General features: G+C 69.3%; 13 protein-coding genes (1 of these 13 cut by a window edge). 7 read left to right on the plus strand and 6 right to left on the minus strand.

Going from position 1 to position 19,111, the window contains the following annotated elements; translation table 11 throughout:
• Positions 1 to 2,866: the 5' portion of an FkbM family methyltransferase gene (locus ACQEU1_RS21050; RefSeq protein WP_433204219.1), read on the minus strand. It extends 665 nt beyond the left edge of the window; 2,866 of the gene's 3,531 nt are visible here — the first part of the coding sequence; the start codon lies at positions 2,864 to 2,866; its stop codon lies beyond the left edge, outside the window.
• 18 nt (positions 2,867 to 2,884) lie between these two features.
• A complete protein-coding gene (gene glnA, locus ACQEU1_RS21055) occupies positions 2,885 to 4,228 on the minus strand; it encodes a type I glutamate--ammonia ligase (protein WP_433204222.1) in 1,344 nt (447 codons plus the stop codon).
• A gap of 125 nt (positions 4,229 to 4,353) precedes the next feature.
• On the opposite strand from glnA, the gene ACQEU1_RS21060 reads away from it, so the two are divergent.
• The gene (locus ACQEU1_RS21060; RefSeq protein ID WP_433204225.1) at positions 4,354 to 4,905 is read left to right on the plus strand and encodes an LppX_LprAFG lipoprotein; all 552 of its coding nucleotides are present in this window, start codon (positions 4,354 to 4,356) and stop codon (positions 4,903 to 4,905) included.
• Positions 4,906 to 6,420, plus strand: coding sequence for an MFS transporter (locus tag ACQEU1_RS21065; protein ID WP_433204228.1), 1,515 nt, complete (start codon positions 4,906 to 4,908; stop codon positions 6,418 to 6,420).
• Here ACQEU1_RS21065 and ACQEU1_RS21070 read toward each other — a convergent pair.
• Both ACQEU1_RS21070 and ACQEU1_RS21075 read right to left on the minus strand, forming a co-directional pair.
• Positions 6,375 to 7,898: an alpha/beta hydrolase gene (locus ACQEU1_RS21070; RefSeq protein ID WP_433204231.1), complete on the minus strand. Its 1,524-nt coding sequence runs from the start codon at positions 7,896 to 7,898 to the stop codon at positions 6,375 to 6,377. The genes ACQEU1_RS21065 and ACQEU1_RS21070 overlap by 46 nt on opposite strands.
• The gene (locus tag ACQEU1_RS21075) at positions 7,898 to 9,460 is read right to left on the minus strand and encodes an alpha/beta hydrolase (protein WP_433204234.1); all 1,563 of its coding nucleotides are present in this window, start codon (positions 9,458 to 9,460) and stop codon (positions 7,898 to 7,900) included. Before ACQEU1_RS21075 ends, ACQEU1_RS21070 begins: the two co-directional genes overlap by 1 nt.
• Before the next feature lie 29 nt (positions 9,461 to 9,489).
• Here ACQEU1_RS21075 and ACQEU1_RS21080 point away from each other — a divergent pair, with 29 nt between their 5' ends.
• From ACQEU1_RS21080 to ACQEU1_RS21090, 3 genes are read left to right on the plus strand one after another with little or no spacing between them, the layout of a single operon-like run.
• A complete protein-coding gene (locus ACQEU1_RS21080; protein ID WP_433204237.1) occupies positions 9,490 to 11,202 on the plus strand; it encodes an NAD+ synthase in 1,713 nt (570 codons plus the stop codon).
• A gap of 60 nt (positions 11,203 to 11,262) precedes the next feature.
• On the plus strand, positions 11,263 to 12,453 hold the full coding sequence (locus ACQEU1_RS21085; protein ID WP_433204240.1) for a sensor histidine kinase: 1,191 nt from the start codon (positions 11,263 to 11,265) through the stop codon (positions 12,451 to 12,453).
• Between the two features lie 4 nt (positions 12,454 to 12,457).
• Positions 12,458 to 13,105 carry a response regulator gene (locus ACQEU1_RS21090; protein WP_433204243.1) on the plus strand — a complete coding sequence of 216 codons (648 nt, stop codon included), beginning with the start codon at positions 12,458 to 12,460 and terminating at the stop codon, positions 13,103 to 13,105.
• Here the strand turns inward: ACQEU1_RS21090 and lysX are convergent.
• Positions 13,099 to 16,401: a bifunctional lysylphosphatidylglycerol synthetase/lysine--tRNA ligase LysX gene (lysX, locus tag ACQEU1_RS21095; RefSeq protein WP_433204246.1), complete on the minus strand. Its 3,303-nt coding sequence runs from the start codon at positions 16,399 to 16,401 to the stop codon at positions 13,099 to 13,101. The two genes, ACQEU1_RS21090 and lysX, sit on opposite strands and share 7 nt — an antisense overlap.
• On the opposite strand from lysX, the gene ACQEU1_RS21100 reads away from it, so the two are divergent.
• Entirely contained in the window at positions 16,363 to 17,202 is an 840-nt protein-coding gene (locus ACQEU1_RS21100; RefSeq protein WP_433204249.1) for an alpha/beta fold hydrolase, read from the plus strand. The two genes, lysX and ACQEU1_RS21100, sit on opposite strands and share 39 nt — an antisense overlap.
• A 179-nt stretch (positions 17,203 to 17,381) precedes the next feature.
• Positions 17,382 to 18,236, plus strand: a complete 855-nt coding sequence (panB, locus tag ACQEU1_RS21105; RefSeq protein WP_433204252.1) for a 3-methyl-2-oxobutanoate hydroxymethyltransferase — start codon at positions 17,382 to 17,384, stop codon at positions 18,234 to 18,236.
• Positions 18,237 to 18,245: 9 nt separating this feature from the next.
• On the opposite strand, the gene ACQEU1_RS21110 is transcribed toward panB, so the two are convergent.
• Positions 18,246 to 19,103, minus strand: a complete 858-nt coding sequence (locus ACQEU1_RS21110; protein WP_433204255.1) for a glutathione S-transferase family protein — start codon at positions 19,101 to 19,103, stop codon at positions 18,246 to 18,248.
• Between the last annotated feature and the right edge of the window lie 8 nt (positions 19,104 to 19,111).

Genomic DNA, 19,111 nt, shown 5'->3' on the forward strand with positions numbered 1-19,111 from the left:
ACGCGCCGACGTCGAGGAAGATCCCGTCCGGCTCCAGCACGGAGTCGAGCAGTTCAGCGAGGTCCGGCTCCCACACGCCGTTGGACGACAACAGCGGGAGCATGAACGCGTCGTCGGAGGGCAGCCGCATCATGCCCGCGTCGCACAACACCAGCGACGAACGCACAGCAGGCGCGTCCCCGGAGGCCTCGTGCTGACGGACGACCACGCGGCGCAACGCGTCCGCGGTCTGTTGTGCCTGGTGAGCGGTGCGCAGCGCGGCGTCCAGCCGGGAGTCGCGCTCGCGGAACACCTCGACGACCTTGGACTCCAGCCCGTCGATGCGGTCGAGCGTCCGGTCCAGCGCCACGGTCAGCTTGTCGATCCGCTCGGCCAGCACCTCGTCCGACTTCGCGCGCTTGGCCGCCTCGGCGACGACCGCGTCCTCCAGGTCCCGCTGCCGGCGCCCTTGACCGGCCATGTCCGCGCGCACGCGCACGACGCCGTCGTCGATGCCGACCAACTGGTCACCGAAGTGCGCCTGCCGTTCCGCGACCTGCTCAACCTCGGCGCGCAGGAGCTCCAGCTCACCGGCGCCGACGCCCGCCCTCAGCGCGTCCTGCCGGTTGACCAGCTCGGACACCGTGCGCTCGACCCCGTCGATCAGGGTGTGCAGCACCTGGCGCATGTGGTTGTCGTAGTGGTCCAACGCGCGCAGCACGACCTTGCGCAGCGCGGGTGCCATCGGCGTCCGATGAGGCCCGTCCACGGTCGGCTGCCGCAGTAACGCGTGCTTGGCCGACTGCAACGCGAGCATCGGGTCGACCTCGGCCTTGGGCTTCGGCCGACGCGCGCGCCAGCCGCGGTACGCGTGCTCGACGCGTTCGCGCAGAACCTCGGCAACGCGCGCAACGGAACGCACGGACAGCACGTGATCCCGTGCGGCCGCACCCAGCGCAACGGCCGTGGGCAGGTCATCTGCCAACGAGCGCAACAACTTCGCGGCAGCCTGAACGTCCGGTTCGGCCCCCTGGTGACACGGCACGAGAACAGCCGTCTTGCCGAACAGCTCGGCAACGGCGCCATGGCCGGACGCCACCACCGGTACGCCACGCACGGCCAGTTCGGCCAGCCGCAACGCGATCCGGTCATCGGCCCCACCGCGGTGCAACGACACGACAGCGTCGGCCACCTCGGCCACGTCGAGGTCTTCGACCAACGAGATCCGCTGGTCAGAGGCGGTGGCGAGGCGCAACCGCTCGGCCGCCTCCGGGTGCTCGAACGCCCCGGACACGGCGATCCGCAGCTCGACGTCGGTGCGGTCGGGGAACGCGGTCAAGAACGCCGACACCGCACCCAGCACGTTGCCGGGCCGGTCGAGAGAGTGGTCCGCCATCGCGGCGAACACCACCACCTCACCGGTGGAGTGCTCACGCGCGCCAACGTCGTGCACGGGCACAGGCACCACACGCACGACGGGCCCGCCGATGCGTTCGGCAGCGGCGCGCGACACTTCTGATGAGAGCCAAAGTTCGTTCACGCCCGTGCGGTCGTCCGCAGCCGTGGCGTCCAGTGCAACGTCCACGACGAACCGTCCAGAAGGCACTTCGTCAGAAGAAGATGCCCGCACCACAACGGGATAGCCGGCTTCGGTCGACACGGGCAGTCCGGACGCACGCGCGGCGGCGAGCACCAGATCGACCAACGGCCCGGACCCCACCACGGACACACCGAGCTGGTCGAGCAGCGCGGGTCCTTCCGAACGGGCCTGCGGCACGGCGGGCGCCGGCATCCGGCCGGACCCCACGCCCACACCGGCGCACCACTCGCGCCAGGCGTCCGCGTCCGCACCGTACGGAGCGGGGAACTGCTGCCGCAGCGTCGCGTCGGCGCGCCACACGGCGTCGGCCCACCGCGTGCCACCGGTCTCGGTCGGCTCGCACGCCCAGATGAGGAACCCACCACCACCGTCCTCACCGAACGCCGGCGGTGGCGGCGAAGCGGAGGCCCGGTAGTCGGCGCGCAGCCCGGACGGGATCTGCGTCCCGTCGATCAGCGCGTCGAACCGGTACGGCACGGGCGCGACGGTCCAGCCGTTGCGCACCAGCTCGGCGCGATAGGCCTGGCAGAGCTCGGCGACCTCGGGGTGCTCCGACAGCAGCACGCGCGGCCGTTCCGCGAAGTCGGCGGACAGCAGCCACGGTCGTTGCGGGTCGAACCCGCGGAAGTGCACGGTCAGCAGGTCCTGGCCCACGACGGCCAACGCCCCGGACTCGGTGCGGTGCAACGGCCGGTCGGCGACGTTCCACACGGACAGTCCGACCCGTGCGTCGCGCACGACGTGATGCGGCACGATCGCGGGCATGTCCAAAGAGGTCAGGTAGGGCTCGGCGCCCTGGCCGACCGCGATGAACCCTGGGTCGAACGCGCCGAGCTCGTGCAGGTCGGCGGGACCGGGCTGCAGGCCGTCGGACGCCAACGGCCGCAACGTGCGCGGCAGCAGCACGACCGGTGCGGTGCGCAACGCCTCCAGCACGAGCTTCGTCACCGACCCGAACACCTGCACCCACGGGTCGAGGTACAGCACGGGCATGCCCTGCGACAGCAACGCCTCCAGCAGCCGCGGCACCATCGCGGCCTTCAGCCCGGAGGCGTCCAAGGACGTCGCCAGCACGTGCAGCTCGAGCTCGTCGACACCGATGTCGAGCGGTGTCATCAGCCCCGGCCCCGAGTGTTCCGGCTGCGCGTCGACGACCAGCGCGACGAACCGGCCCTCGGGGTGCTCCGCGAGGAACGAGCTGGACAGGACCTTGACCGCGGGGAGCTCCGCCGCCGTGGCGACGGTGCACGCGCAGATCGTCGGCTGGAACTCGGGAACGTCAGTCACGGAGAGCACGTAGCTGCCTCACAGCATGGGAAGAAGTGTGCGCAATTCGTACGGGGTGACGCTTCGACGGTACGCGTCCCACTCCGTCCTCTTGTTGCGCAGGAAGAAGTCGTAGACGTGCTCGCCGAGCGCCTCGGGGAGCAGCTCCGAGTTCTCCATCTCGGCGAGCGCCTCACCCAGGTTCTGCGGCAGGTTCGCGTACCCGGCCGCACGGCGTTCGCGGTCGGTCAGCGACCACACGTCGTCCTCGGCGGGCGGCGGCAGCTCGTAGCCCTTCTCGATGCCCCGCAGGCCGGCGGCCAGGATCACCGAGTAGGCCAGGTACGGGTTGCACGCGGAGTCGAGCGAACGGACCTCGACGCGACGGGACGACGACTTCCCCGGCGAGTACATGGGCACACGGACCAATGCCGAGCGGTTCGCATGACCCCAGCACACGGCCGTGGGTGCTTCACCGCCGACGATGAGCCTCTTGTACGAGTTGACCCATTGGTTCGTGACGCCAGAGATCTCGCGCGCGTGCTTGAGGATGCCCGCGACGAACTGCTTGCCGACGTCGGAGAGCTGGTACGGGTCCTCTTCGTCGTAGAACGCGTTGCGGTCGCCCTCGAACAACGAGAAGTGCGTGTGCATGCCCGAGCCCGGCTGGTCCGAGAACGGCTTGGGCATGAACGAGGCGCGCACGCCCTGCGTGATCGCGACCTCCTTCACCACGTAGCGGAACGTCATGACGTTGTCCGCCATGGTCAGCGCGTCGGCGTAGCGCAGGTCGATCTCCTGCTGGCCGGGCGCGCCCTCGTGGTGGCTGAACTCGACGGAGATGCCCATGGCCTCCAGCGCCTCGATGGCGTGGCGGCGGAAGTGCGTGGCCGTCTCGTGCGAGGTCTGGTCGAAGAACCCGCCGTTGTCCGCGGGCTCTGGCTCGCTGCCGTCGCCCGGCAGGCCCTTGAGCAGGAAGAACTCGATCTCGGGGTGGACGTAGCAGGTGAACCCCGCCTCGCTCGCCTTCGACAGCGTGCGGCGCAGCACGTGCCGCGGGTCGGCCCACGACGGGGAGCCGTCCGGCATGGTGATGTCGCAGAACATGCGCGCGGAGTAGTTCGTGCCCTCCGGTGTCTGCCACGGCAGCACCTGGAACGTGCCGGGATCCGGCTTCGCGACCATGTCCGACTCGTAGACGCGGGCGAAGCCCTCGATCGCGGAGCCGTCGAACCCGATGCCCTCGCTGAAGGCGCCCTCGAGCTCGGCCGGTGCGACCGCCACGGACTTCAAGAAGCCCAGGACGTCCGTGAACCAGAGCCGGACGAACCGGATGTCGCGTTCCTCGAGCGTGCGGAGCACGAACTCCTGCTGGCGGTCCATATGCGGCAGCTTAAGGGCTACCGAGTCTCTACGATCAACGCATGTCGGCACGTTGGTTGTTGGTTTGCGCACTCGCCCTGCTCACGAGCTGCACGTCAGGTGGAGATCTCCCCGATGGTGCGACCTTGCTCTCCAAGTCGGCCGAGTCGATGCGCTCGGTCAAGAGCGTCCACTTCACGATCAAGGTCGACGGCGAGCTGCCGGACGTGCCGGTGAAGGAGGCGGACGGCGACCTCACGTCGGCGGGCGACTCCAAGGGCACCGCGAAGGTCACCTTCGGCGGCAGCCTGTTGTCCATCGAGTACGTCCTGACCGGCGGGAACCTGCACTTCAAGGGCCCGACCGGAGGGTTCACGAAGCTGCCTGCCGCGTTCGCCGGCCAGGTGTACGACCCGTCGGCGATCCTGAACCCGGAGAAGGGCGTCGCGAAGGTCCTCAGCAGCGCGAAGGACGCGAAGACCAAGTCGTCCGGTGACGTGTCGGTGATCGAGGCGACCGTGCCGAAGGACGTGGCGGCCGGGCTGGTGCCGGGCATCTCCGCGGACGTGAAGTCGACGTTCTCGGTCGACAAGGACAACAAGCTCAAGAGCGCGTTGTTCGAGCTCCCCGGTGGTCAGAAGGTCGACATCGGCCTCACCGACTTCGACAAGCCCGTCACGGTGACGGCGCCCGCGTAGATGAGACGAGTCGCTCTGGCCGCGTCCGGCGCGGCGGTGCTGCTGGGGGCCCTCGACGCGTACGTGGTCGTCGGGGTCCTCACGGACATGGTGCGTGACCTGGGCATCGCGGTGAACCAGCTGGAGCAGGCGACGCCGATCGTCACCGGCTACCTGCTCGGGTACGTGGCCGGCATGCCGTTGCTCGGGCAGCTGTCGGACCGGTTGGGGCGGCGGTTCGTGCTCCAGCTCTCGTTGCTCGGGTTCCTCGTGGGCTCGGTCATCACGGCGTTGGCCGCTGACGTGCCGTTGCTCGTTCTTGGGCGCGTGGTGCAGGGACTTGCCGGTGGCGCGCTTCTGCCCGTGACGATGGCACTGGTCGCCGACCTGTGGGAGGAGCAACGGCGGTCGTCGGCTCTCGGCACGGTCGGTGCTGCTCAGGAGCTCGGGTCGGTGCTCGGCACGCTCTACGGCATCGGGGTCGCCTCGCTGTTCAACGCGATGCCGTTGTTCGAGGGCTGGGAGCCGCAGAGCTGGCGGTGGATCTTCTGGATCAACATCCCATTGGCGGTCATCGCGATGGTGATCGTGCAACGGACCGTGCCGAACACACGGCGCGAAGTGCGCATCGACGTCGTCGGTGGCGTGTTGCTGGCCGCGGCGTTGTCGTTGCTGGTGGTGGCGCTCTACAACCCGACGCCGGCCGAGTCCGTGCTGCCGTCGTGGGGCTGGCCGACGCTGGTGGCGGCTTTTGTCGTGCTGGGTGCCTTCTTCTTGTGGGAACGCCGTGCGTCCGTGCGTCTCATCGATCCCGACGGCGTGCAGTGGCGGCCGTTCTGGGCGGTGCTCGGGGTGTCGCTGGCGGCCGGTGCGGCGTTGATGGTGACCCTGGTCGACGTCGAGCTGTTCGCGCAGACCGTGTTGCGGCGCGATTCGGCCTCGTCGGCGACGCTGCTGACGCGGTTCCTGATCGCGTTGCCGGTCGGCGCGGTGCTCGGCGGGTTCCTGGCGTCCCGGATCGGCGACCGCTGGGTGTCGTTCGGCGGGCTCGCGATGGCGTCCGTGTCGTACGTGTTCATCGCGCAGTGGCCCGCTGACGTCAGCGGGCTCGTTCTCACGCGTGACCTGGCCATCGCCGGTTTCGGGCTGGGCCTGGTCATCGCGCCGTTGAGCGGTGCTGTGCTGCGTGTCGTCCCGTCAGTGCGTCACGGCGTGGCGTCGGCGTTCGTCGTCGTCGCACGCATGACGGGCATGCTCGTCGGTGTGGCGGCGTTGTCCGCGTGGGGACTGCACCGCTTCCGCGAGCTCACGGCAGACCTGAACACACCGCTGCCGTTCGGCGTGGAGAAGGCCGAGTTCGAACGGCAGATGGCCGAGTACCAGCGCGGGCTCACCGACGCGCTGCTCACCGAGTACCACGAGATCTTCCTGATCACGGCGGTGATCTGCGCGGTCGGCGCGCTGGGCTCGCTCCTCCTGCCTGGGCGTTCTCAGCAGACGGCGTCCGTTTCCGGCAGCCTCAAGTCCGCCAGGTAGTTCGTGCCCACGGTGTCCACGCAGTTGACGCCCGCGAGGAACGCCGTGTGCTGGTTCCCGTTGTACGTCAGCAACCGCGCGCCCAGTGCCCGCGAGAGGTCCACGCCGGACTGGTAGGGCGTCGCCGGGTCACCGGTCGTCGAGACGACCAGCACCTGGGGCAGGCCCTGCACGTTCGGCGGGTGCGGCTCGGACGTGTGCGGGGCGGGCCAGAACGCGCACGGGCCGAGCGCCGTCTCGTCGGTGGGGACGGTGTCGTTGCCGAGGAGTTCCAACAGCCTCCGACGGTTGGACTCCAGCGTGGCGCGGTCCTTGATCGGTGGTTCGTCCACGCAGCGGATGGCCACGAACGCGTCCTGGATGCGGCTGTAGCTGCCGTCCTGGGCGCGGCCGAGGTACTGGTCGGCGAGCTGGAGCAGGGTGGTGCCCTTGTTCTGCTTCAGCTCCTGCAGGCCCTTGAACGCGGTCTCCCACAACCGGTCCGTGTACATCGCCTGGATGATGGCGGTGTTCGCGTCCGAGTGGGACAGCTTGCGGTCGCCGACCTGCATCGGGGTCTTCTTGAGCGGCTCGATCAGCTGGCGGAACTTCGACTCCGCCGTGCTCGTGTCCCTCCCGATAGGACAGTCGCGCTGGGCGCACCAGCCGGCGAAGCGCTGGAACGACTCCTCGAAGCCCTGCGCCTGGCGGGCGGACGCGGCGACCTTGTCGGCGTTGACCTCCACCGCACCGTCGAGCACCATCGCGCGCACGTTGCGGGGGAACATCTCGGCGTACAACGTGCCGATGCGCGTGCCGTAGGAGTAGCCGAGGTAGCTCAACTTCTTCTCCCCCAGCGCGGCGCGCAGCACGTCGACGTCCCGCACGACGTCGCGCGTGCCGACGTTGCGCAGCAGGTCGATGCCACTGCGTTCGGCGCAGCGGTCGACGAAGAACTTGTTCTCCTGCTCGGTCTGGTTCGCGCTCTCGCCCTTGGGCCGCAGCCGTTGCGCGTCGCGTTCCGCGTCGGTCAGGCACTGGACGCGGGGCTGGCTCGCCCCCACGCCGCGCGGGTCGAAGCCCACGATGTCGAACCGCTTGCCGACGGGGTTGTTCGGTTGCATGTTCGCGACGTGCGACATGCCGGAACCGCCGGGACCTCCAGGGTTCAGCACGAGAGAACCGACGCGCCGGTCCTTCTCGGTGGCGGGACGGCGCAGCAGTCCGACCGTGATCGTGCCCGCGTCCGGCTTCTCGTAGTCGAGCGGGACCTGCAACCGCGAGCATTGGATGCCCTCGCGCTCGTACAGGCCCTTGCTCTTCGCATCGGTCGCGTAGGGCTGGCACGCACCCCATGACAACGTCTGCGCGTAGAAGCGTTCGATGCCCTTGCGGCCGGCGACGGCGTTGCCGTCGATGCGCGCGAAGGACGTGGACGTGGTGAGCACAATGATCAAGGCGAACAACGCCGCGGTGACTCGGGATCGCCTCTTCGTCATTAGGCGCACCGGGTTCCGTCAGCGGGCAACGTCTGGTCGATCAGGTACTTCACGCCCGCGGAGTCGACGCAGCGGTCGCCCTGGAGGAAGACCGTGTGCTGCACGCCCTCGAACGTGAGCAGCCGCGAGTTGAGCGATTTGGCCAGGTTCACGCCAGCCTCGTAGGGCGTGGCCGGGTCACCCGTGGTGGAGATGACGAGCAGCGGCGGGATGCCGTCGGCCTTGGGCGGGCCGGTGCGCGCGGTCACCGGGGCCGGCCAGAACGCGCACGAGTCGAGCGCCGCGCCGGGCGGGTTGCCGTCGTCGAGGAACGGCGCCGCCTCCTTGTACTTCTTCTGCGTCTCCAACAGCGCGTTCTTGTCCGTCAGCCGTGCGTCGTCAACGCAGTGCACGGCGTTGAACGCGTCGGTGATGGTCGAGTACTGGCCCTGGTCGTCGCGGTCGAAGTACGCGTCCGCGAGGCGCAGCAGGGTCGTGCCCTTGCCGTTCTTCAGCTCGACCAGGCCGCTGAGCAGGATCGGCCAGAGCTGCTCGGAGTACATCGCCTGGATCGCCGCGGTGATGGCGTCGTTGTAGGACAGCTTGCGGTCGCCGACGTTCACGGGCTTCTGGATCAACGGGGTCGTGAGCTGCCGGAAGCTCGCGTTCGCATCGCCCCCCAAGGGGCAGTCTTTCTTCTCCCGGCACCACTTCACGAACTCGTCGAACGCCTTCTGGAAGCCGGCCGCCTGGGCGACCAGCGACGCGAGCTGGTCCTGGGTCGGGTCCACGGCTCCGTCGAGGATCAGCGCGCGCACGTTCTGGGGGAAGGTCTCGGCGTACTCGGTGCCTATGCGGGTGCCGTACGAGTACCCGACGTAGCTCAGCTTCGCGTCGCCGAGCGCAGAGCGGAGGACATCCATGTCCTTAACTACGTCCCGCGTGCCCAAGTTGGCGAGCATTGATGCCCCGAATTTTGTACCGGCGGCACACTTCTCGGCATATGCCTTGTTCTCTTGCTCCGTTTGGGCGATTCCGGCCGGGCTCGTGTCCGTGTCGAGGTCCAAACGCTCCGCGTCGCGCTCCGGTCCGGTGAGGCACTGGACCGCCGGCTCGCTCGCGCCGATGCCCCTCGGGTCGAACCCGATGAGGTCGAACCTGGCCGCGAGCTCGGTCTTGCGGTACTCGGTGATCATGCCCGCGGCCGACGCCATGCCGGACGCGCCGGGCCCGCCGGGGTTGGTGAGCAACGAGCCGATCTTCTGCCCGGTGGCCTTGTACCGGAGCACGCCGATCGTGATCGTGTCGCCGGTCGGCTTGCTGTAGTCGAGGGGAACCCTCAGGCGTGTGCACTCCACGTCGCGCTTGCTGCCGTACGCGTCCCTGCTGGAGCCGGTCGTGGCATAAGGAGCGCAGTTCTCCCAGCCGAGCTTCTGGCCGTAGAACTCCTCCAGACCGGCGGGCACGGCGCCGGCCGGACCGGCCTTCTCGAAGCTCACGCCGGGCTTGGACGTCCCTTCGATGATCGTCGTGCAGGACGCGAGCAGCGGAATGACGAGCAACACGCTCAAGAGACGGACCACAGCCCGATGGTATGGGAGATGATGAGGGCATGCCGCAGCTTCGGATCGCGCTCGCCCAGGTCAACGCCACTGTCGGCGATCTTTCGGGCAACGCTTCGCTGGTCGTGGACTGGACGCGCAAGGCCCGTGAAGGCGGCGCGCACCTCGTGGTGTTCCCCGAGATGGTGCTGACCGGCTACCCGGTCGAGGACCTGGCGATCCGCACGTCGTTCGCCCGCGCGTCGGCCGAGAAGCTCGAGGAGCTCGCGCGGACGCTGGACGACGCGGGCCTGGGTTCCGTGGCGGCGGTCGTCGGCTACCTCGAACACGACTCGGTGGGCCCGCGCAACGCCGCGGCCGTGCTGCACGGCGGGCGTGTCGTCGCGCGCCAGTGCAAGCACCACCTGCCGAACTACGGCGTGTTCGACGAACGGCGGTACTTCAAGCCCGGCTCGTCCCTCGACGTGGTGCGCGTCAACGGCGTCGAGGTCGGCATGGTGATCTGCGAGGACCTGTGGCAGGACGGCGGCCCGATCACCGCGCTGGGTGACGCGGGCGTGGACGTCGTGGTCTCGCCGAACGCCTCCCCGTACGAGCGCAACAAGGACGACCTGCGCCTGCCGCTGGTGGCCCGCCGCGCCGCCGAGGCCCACGTGCCGCTCGCCTACTGCAACCTGGTCGGCGGCCAGGACGAGCTCGTCTTCGACGGTGACTCGCTGGTCGTGTCGGCCGAGGGCCGCCTGATCGGCCGCGCGCCGCAGTTCGTCGAGCACCTGATGTTCGCCGACTTCGACGTCCCCGGCGACCGCGAGTACGAGCAGGGCCAGATCGGCGACTTCTACGTGCGCCGCGTGTTCCTGTCGGACGCGGTCGCGCCTTACGAGCCGCTGCCCGCGCCGCGCGTCTTCGAACCGCTGTCCGACGAGGCGGAGGTGTGGCACGCCCTGGTCACGGGCCTGCGCGACTACGTGCACAAGAACGGCTTCCGCTCCGTGGTGCTCGGCCTGTCCGGTGGCATCGACTCGGCCGTGGTCGCCTCTCTGGCCGTGGACGCACTCGGCGCCGACTCGGTCTACGGCGTCTCGATGCCGTCCTCCTACTCCTCCGAGCACTCCCGGTCGGACGCCTCCGACATGGCCGCCCGCACCGGCCTGCACTTCACCACCGAACCGATCGGCGAGATGGTCTCCGTCTACGTCTCGCAGCTGAAGCTCACGGGGTTGGCCGAGGAGAACATCCAGGCCCGCTGCCGGGGCATGCTGCTGATGGCGTTGTCGAACCAGGACGGCCACCTGGTGCTGGCGACCGGCAACAAGTCCGAGCTCGCCGTCGGCTACTCGACCATCTACGGCGACGCGGTGGGCGGCTACGCCCCGATCAAGGACGTGCTGAAGACCCTGGTCTGGGACCTCGCCCGCTGGCGCAACGCCGAGGCCGAGAAGCGTGGCGAGACCCCGCCGATCCCGGAGAACTCGATCGTCAAGCCGCCGTCGGCCGAACTGCGGCCCGGCCAGGTCGACACCGACTCGCTGCCGGACTACGAGGTGCTCGACGCGTTGCTGGACGACTACGTCCACGACGACAAGGGCTACGACGCGTTGATCGCCGCCGGGCACACGCCGGAGCTGGTGGACCGGGTGCTGCGGATGGTGGACAAGGCCGAGTACAAGCGGCGGCAGTACCCGCCGGGCACGAAGATCTCGAACAAGGCGTTCGGGCGGGACCGGCGGCTGCCGATCACGAACGGCTGGCGCGAGGGCTGAGCTCAGGAGTAGAGCCTGCTCCACCGCGCGCGCATGGGCCGCCCGGATACGTTTCTCCCCATGAAACGGATTTGGGCGGCACTCGTCTACCTGGCGACGGGTCTGCTGACGGCCATCGCGTCGTGGCTCGCCATCGGCGTGTTGCTGCTGTCCGTCGTCGTCCTGCCGTTGCTGCCCATCACCGCGCCGTACATCCGTCGCATCGTGGACTTCGACCGACGACGACTGGCGCGCTTCGCTGGAATCGAACTGCCACCGCCACCGCCTCTGGACGGACCGTGGCTGCACCGGGCACAGGGCGTGCTCAGCGATCCGCAGAGCCGGCGCGACGGACTCTGGCTGATCACGCACGCCCTCGTGGGAACCCTCCTCGGAGCGATCGCGATCGGCGTGCCAGGAGCGTTGATCCAGCAGCCGATCGCGGGGCTGTTCTGGTGGGCGTTTCCTGGTGGGATCGAGAACTCGTTCAACGTGCGCGTCGACTCGTGGGCCATGGCGCTGCTGAGCGTGCCGATCGCCGTCGTGCTGGCGTTGATCACCGCACAGTTCCCCCGGCTGGCCAGGGTCGACGCCACCCTCGCGGCCAGGATGCTGGCGCCGCCCAAGGCGTCGCTGGAGAAGCGGCTGGCCGAGGTGGTGGCGACGCGGGCGGCGGCGCTGCAGGCGCACGGCGCCGAGTTGCGCAGGATCGAGCGGAACCTGCACGACGGCACGCAGAACAAGCTGGTCGGCGTGGTCATGATGCTCGGGATCGCCGAGCGGACGCTCAAGCAGAACCCCGACAACGCCGTGCAGGCGATCCTCCGCGCCCAGGACGCGGCCGGCGACGCCCTTGAAGAGCTGCGGAACGTCGTGCGCAGCATTCATCCGCCGGTGTTGGATGATCTGGGCTTGGACGGGGCCATCGAGGCGCTGGCGGCGCGGTGTCCGGTGCCGTGCGTGTTGACGGCCGAGGCGTTGGGGCGGTTGCCTGCCGCGGTGGAGGCCGCGGCGTACTTCGCGGTGGCCGAAGCCCTCACCAACGTGGCCAAGCACAGCGGGGCGCGGCGGGCCTGGGTCAGCCTCAGCATCATCAAGGAGCAGCTCACCGTCATCGTCCACGACGACGGCAAGGGTGGCGCGGACGAGAAGCAGGGGACGGGGTTGGACGGCATTCGCGGCAGGGTGGCGGCGTTGGACGGCAGCGCGGAGATCACCAGTCCGGAAGGTGGGCCCACGGTGCTCACGGTCGTGCTGCCGGCGGGGAGGTAGAGCTGTGCGGATCGTGATCGCTGAAGACGACGCGTTGCTCCGTGAGGGGCTGACGTTGTTGTTGCGCAACGAAGGTCTGGAAGTCGCCGCGGCCACCGACAACCCGGACGACCTGTTGAAGGCCGTCGCCGAGCACGAGCCGGACATCGCCGTGGTCGACGTGCGGATGCCGCCGACGTTCACGGACGAAGGCCTGAAGGCCGCGGTCGAGGCACGGCGCAGGCACCCGAAGCTGGCCGTGCTGGTCCTCTCAGCCTGGGTCGAGCAGAGCTACGCGCACGAGCTGCTGGCCGGCACGAGTGGCGGTGTCGGGTACCTGCTCAAGGAACGCGTCGGCAAGGTCGCGGACTTCCTCGACTCGTTGCACCGCGTCGCGAACGGCGGCACGGCGCTCGACCCCGAGGTCGTGTCGCAGCTCCTGGTGCGCCGCAAGGCGGACGACGCGCTCAGCGTCCTTTCGCCGCGCGAGCGCGAGGTCCTCGGGCTGATGGCCGAGGGGCTGTCGAACGCCGCTATCGGAGAGAGGCTCGTCCTCAGCGCGGGAGCCGTGCACAAGCACATCGGCAACGTGTTCCTGAAGCTCGGCCTCAACTCCGAGGACGGCTCGGGCGACCGGCGCGTCCAGGCCGTGCTCGCCTACCTGGATCACTGAGGACGGACGAACGGGAAGAGCACGGTCTGCCGGATCGACGTGCCGGTGAGCATCATCAGCACGCGGTCGATGCCCAGGCCCAGCCCGCCCGTCGGCGGCATGCCGTGCTCCAGGGCGCGCAGGAAGTCCTCGTCGAGCTCCATCGCCTCGACGTCGCCGGACGCGGCCTTCAGCGACTGCGCCTCCAGCCGTCGCCGCTGCTCCAGCGGGTCGGTCAGCTCCGAGTAGGCCGTGCCGATCTCCGCGCCGAACGCCACCAGGTCCCAGCGTTCGGCGAGCCTCGGGTCGACGCGGTGCTGGCGGGTGAGCGGGGAGACGGACGTCGGGAAGTCGATGTAGAACGTCGGCCCGACCGTGGTTGCCTCGACGAACGAGTCGTAGGCCTCCTGCACGAGCTGGCCGTGGTCCCAGTCCTCGTTGATCTCCACGCCTCGCGCGCCCAGCAACGAACGCAGCTCCGCCACCGAAGAAGAAGGTGTGACCTCCACGCCCAACGCGGTGGAAACCGCCGTGTAGACCGGAACCACCGGCCACTCCCCCGAGATGTCGTAGGCACCCTCGGGTCGCATGGCCACTTCGGCGCCGAACGCCTCCTGCGCCGCGTGCTGGATCAACGTGCGCACCAGATCGAGCATGACCCGGTAGTCCGCGTAGGACTGGTAGGCCTCCAGCATCGTGAACTCGGGGTTGTGCGTGGCGTCCGCGCCCTCGTTGCGGAAGTTGCGGTTCAGCTCGAACACCCGGTCCACGCCCGCGACGCACAGCCGCTTCAGGTACAGCTCCGGCGCGATCCGCAGGTACATGCGCATGTCGTAGGCGTTGATGTGGGTGACGAACGGCCGTGCGTTCGCACCGCCGTGCACGGCCTGAAGCATCGGCGTCTCGACTTCGAGGTACTCCTGCGCGTGCAGGAACTCACGGATGCTGCGGATGACGTCGCTGCGCAGCTTCAGCAGGTGCGCGGAGTCGGCGTTCACCACCAGGTCGAGGTAGCGCTGCCGGACGCGGGCCTCCGGGTCGGTGAAGCCCTTCCGCTTGTCCGGCAACGGATGCAGGCACTTCGCGGTCATCGTCCACGACTCCACCCGCACGGAGATCTCGCCGTGGTCGGACTTGATCACCTGACCGATGACGCCGACGTGGTCGCCCAGGTCGACGTCCGACTTCCACGACGCCAGCGCGTCGCCGAGCGAGTCCACCGACAGCATCAGCTGGATCTCGCCGCTGAAGTCCCGCAGCCGCGCGAAGCAGAGCCTGCCCATCTCCCGCAACGCCACCACGCGCCCGGTGACCGACACCTGCTCGCCGAACCGTTCACGGGCTCCGGCCAGGAGATCCGAGCGCTCGAAGCCCACCGGGTACGGGTCGACGCCGGCCGCCACCAGCCGTTCGACCTTCGCGATCCGCACCCTGACCTGCTCCGGCCGGCGCACCACCTTCGGTTCGACGCGGATGTCGTCGATCTCCGCCACGCGCGCCGCGAACTCGTCGCTGACGTCGGTCTTCTGCAACGCCCGCTTGCGCAACGACCGCAGCGACGGCACGAAACCCTCGGCCACGCCCGCCGCGATGCTGACGCGGGGCAACGACCGGGAGCGTTGGTAGCAGAGGAAACGCGGTTCCCACTCCGGCAGGTACTTGGCGTTCGACCGGTACAGCGACTCCAGCTGGAAGAACCGCGAGGCCAGCGACAGCACGCGCCGCCACGCCCGCAGCACCGGCCCGGCCCCGATCTTCTCGCCCTCCTCGAACACCGCGCGGAACATCGCGAAGTTCAACGAGATCCGTTGCACGCCAAGGTGTCCGGCGGCAGCGGCGAGCTGGGCGACCATGTACTCGTTGAGGCCGTTCTCCGCCGCACGGTCCCGGCGCATCAGGTCCAGCGACACCCCGCGACGGCCCCACGGCACGAACGACAACAGGCCGCGCAACGCACCTGACGCGTCGTAGGCCTCGACCATCACGCATCGGCCGTCGCTCGGATCTCCCAGGCGCCCCAACGCCATCGAGAACCCGCGCTCGGTCTCCGCCCCGCGCCAGGCCTGCGCCCGGTCCAGGATGGACGCCATCTCGTCCGGCGTGATCTCGCTGTGCCGGCGGACCCGCGTGGTGTACCCGGCCCGTTCGACGCGCGACACGGCCTGGCGCAGCCCCCGCCGTTCCGGACCGGCCAGCACGAACCGGCGGACGTCGAGGATCGCCTCGTCACCGATCTCCAACGCCTTCAGCCCGGCGTCGGCGTAGGCCTGCGCACCGCGTTCGGACGCACCCAGGACACCGGGCATCCAGCCGTAGGTGCGGGCCTCGGCGAGCCACGCCAGCACCGCCTCCGGCCAGTGCTCCTCGTCACCGATCGGGTCGGCGGAGGCGAGCGTGACGCCGCCGATCACCCGGTACGTCAGCGCGGCCCGGCCGGACGCCGCGAACACCACGCTCTTGTCGCGCCTGGTCGCGAAGTAGCCGAGCGAGTCGGGCTCGCCGTCGGCCGCGAGCAGGCGGCGGACGTCGAGCTCCTGCTCGCCGGAGATCATGCTCTGGCTGCGGACGCCGCGGAAGAACAGGTACATCGCCCTGATCGCGACCAGCGCGCCGAGCAGGCCCAGCACGACGCTCAGCCACTGCGGTCCCTCCGGGATGTTCAACCGTCCCAGCCGGACGACCTCACCCGTCGCCTGGTTCGCCGACCACGCGAGCCGGTCGGCCTGGTCGACCAGCTTGCCGGGGAAGACCTCGGTGAGGCCCCAGCCGACGAGCACCAGCGCGATCATGCCCAGCACGAACGACGCAAGCGCTTGCCGCCACGCACCGCGGGCCAGCCGCGCCGGGAACGCCTCGCGCACCACGAACAGCAGCACGATCAGCACGACCGACGTGACGACGCCCACGCCGAGAAACACCCAGTGCGGCTTCTCGCCGTCGTCCAGGATTTCTTCAGGTGCCAGGGCCAAGATGACCATGATGAAGCCGACCAGCAGCAGGCCCATGACCTGGAACAGCAGCAGCGTCCACAGCGCCGCTCGCTTGTGCCTGCGCAGGGCGGCGCCCAGCACGAAGAACACCATGGCGATGAACAGGTTGCCGTCGATCGGCAGGCCGAAGAAGTACCCGATGCCGTCCGCGACGTCGGTGAACCAGCTGTCCTCCGGCAGGATCACTCTGAGCAGCGACAACACCCCGGCCAGCTGCACGATCGTCGCTATCGCGCCCGCGATCTTCCACTTCCAAGCCGGTGCCACTTCAACTCCCGAGGTCTGCCGATGACCGCCATGATTCCGTCTTCCGCCGGGCGGGTGCATGTCGCGGCCTCCGGGCGTGTCGACGGACCGGTCGTGGTGCTCAGCTCGGGCCTGGGCGGGGCGTGGTTCGACTGGGACCGGACGGTGCGGCTGCTCGCGCCACTCGCACGGGTGATCGTCTTCGACCGGCCCGGCCTCGGCCTGAGCGGTCCGGCGCGGCGCGGGCCGTCGCTGGCGCGGGAGGTGGCCGTGCTCGACGCCGTGCTGCGCGGGGTGCCGCGGGCGATCCTGGTCGGCCACTCGATGGCGTCGATGCACGTCGAGGCCTACGCGCGGCTGCGGCCGCACCGCGTCGACGGGGTGGTCCTGCTCGACCCGGACGCCGAGACGCCGGGCGCGGGAGCCCCGTTCGACGTGTCGGCGGTGATCGCGCAGGGCGTGCGGGCGCTCGGCAGCCGCTGGCTCGGCGCGCGGATCACCCAGCGGTACGGGCACTCGTTCCGCAACTGGCTGACGGCGGTCTCGACGCTCGGCATGACCGACCCCGCCCCCTCCGACCTGGTCGAACTCGTCTACCGGCGGCCCGGCGTCGGGCGGGCGGCGCTGTGGGAGCTCGCGTCGTACCCCGGTCAGGTGGCGACGCTCGAACGGTTGCGCGCGCGACGGCCGTTGCCCCGTGTGCCGTGGTTGGTGCTCACGGCCGGACGGCGCGTGTGGCCGGAGCACAGGTCGTTGGCGGGTCTCGTGCCGTGGGGACGCAACGTGCCCGTGCCCGGCAGCCGTCACATGATCCAGATGGACCGGCCGGACGCCGTGGTCATGGCGGTCCGAGAGGTGCTCAAGGGTGTGCCCGAGGGGTGAGCGGGCGTTCGGGATCGGTGCAGACGAGCACCATCCGGTGATTCGCGCCGCCGGCCGTGTGACGGTAGCCGCATCCGTGTTCCGTTTCTCGCCAACGGTGCCACTCTGGTGTTCGGCAACCGTGCACCAAGCGCCCGGGGACCCACGAATGTGGGCCTCGAGGAAAGGAACGGTCGACGATGACCAATGCCGAAGTTTCCGCGCCCTACGGCTCCGGAGCGGGCCAGAAGCCCCCGGCCAAGAGGGTCCGCGTTCACCACCTGCGGGAGATGAAGGAACGCGGCGAGGCGTGGCCCATGCTCACCTCGTACGACACCTTCACCGCCTCGATCTTCGACGAGGCAGGCATCCCCGTCCTGCTGGTCGGCGACTCCGCCTCGAACACCGTGTACGGACACGACTCGTCCTTGCCGGTCACGGTCGATGAGCTCGTACCGCTCGTGCGCGCTGTGACGCGTTCGGTCAAGCGCTCTCTCGTGGTCGCTGACCTGCCGTTCGGCTCCTACCAGGTGTCGGTCGAGCAGGCCGTGGCGACGGCGGTCCGGTTCATGAAGGAAGGCCAGGCGCACGCGGTCAAGCTGGAGGGTGGCGCCTACTTCGCGCCGCACATCCGCGCGATCACCGCCGCGGGTATCCCGGTCATGGCGCACATCGGCTTCACCCCGCAGTCCGAGCACCAGCTCGGCGGCTACCGCGTGCAGGGTCGTCACGACAACCACGACGCCGTGGTGCAGGACGCGATCGCCGTGCAGGAGGCGGGCGCGTTCGCGGTCGTGCTGGAGATGGTGACCGCCGAGGTCGCGAAGCAGATCACGCACGACCTGGTCATCCCGACCGTGGGCATCGGCGCCGGTCCGGACACCGACGCCCAGGTGCTGGTGTGGCAGGACATGATGGGCCTGAACCGCGGCAAGGCGCCCCGGTTCGTGAAGCGCTACGCGGACATCGGCAACGTCATGCTGGGCGCGGCCGCCGAGTTCGCCAACGAGGTGCGCGGGCACCAGTTCCCCGGGCCCGAGCACACCTTCCACTGATCGTTCGTCCTAGCGGGTCCAGGCCTCCGGGTCTGGGCCCGCCGGCACGATTCCGGTCGGATTGATGTCGTGGTGCGTCACGTAGTAGTGGCGCTTGATGTGGTCCCAGTTCACCGTGTCGCCGAAGCTCGCGTAGAGGCGTTTCGCGTACCGCCACAGGTTAGGCATCTCGGTGAGCTTGTTGCGGTTGGTCTTGAAGTGGCCGTGGTAGACGGCGTCGAACCTGACCAGCGTGGTCCAGAGCCTGATGTCGGCCTCGGTGAGCTGGTCGCCCACCAGGTGGTCGGTCGTGGCCAGGTGGGCTTCGATGCGGTCGAGTTCGGCGAAGAGGTTCGCGTACGCCTCTTCGTAGGCCTCTTGTGAGGTGGCGAAACCCGCCTTGTAGACGCCGTTGTTGACGTTGTGGAAGATCGGCTCGATCCAGGCGTCGATCTCGTCGCGCAGGTGTTCCGGGTAGAGGGTGCTGTCCGGGCGCCACTTCAGGCTGAAGTCCAGGGTGAGCTGCGGGTAGTCGTTGGTGACGACCTCGCCTGTTTTCGTGTCGACCAGCGCCGGGACGGTGACGCGGCCCTCGTAGCCAGGGTCGGCGTTGTCGTAGGCCTGCTTGAGGTAGTCGATGCCGAGGACCGGGTCGGTCTCCTCGAACCGCCAGCCCTTCTCGTCGCGGATGGGGTCGACGACCGCGAGCGAGATGTCGTCTTCGAGGTTCAGGAGCTTGCGGACGATGACCGCGCGGTGCGCCCACGGGCAGGCCAGGCTGACGACCAGCCGGTAGCGGCCCGGTTCGGGCTCCGGGCGTGCGGTGAAGCGGTTGGGCTGCCGGACGAACGCCCCCGTGGTGGAGGTCTCCTTCGAGAACTGCGCCATGTGGTCGA

The organism is Lentzea sp. CA-135723, assembly GCF_050936595.1.
In the GTDB taxonomy this organism is placed as follows: domain Bacteria; phylum Actinomycetota; class Actinomycetes; order Mycobacteriales; family Pseudonocardiaceae; genus Lentzea.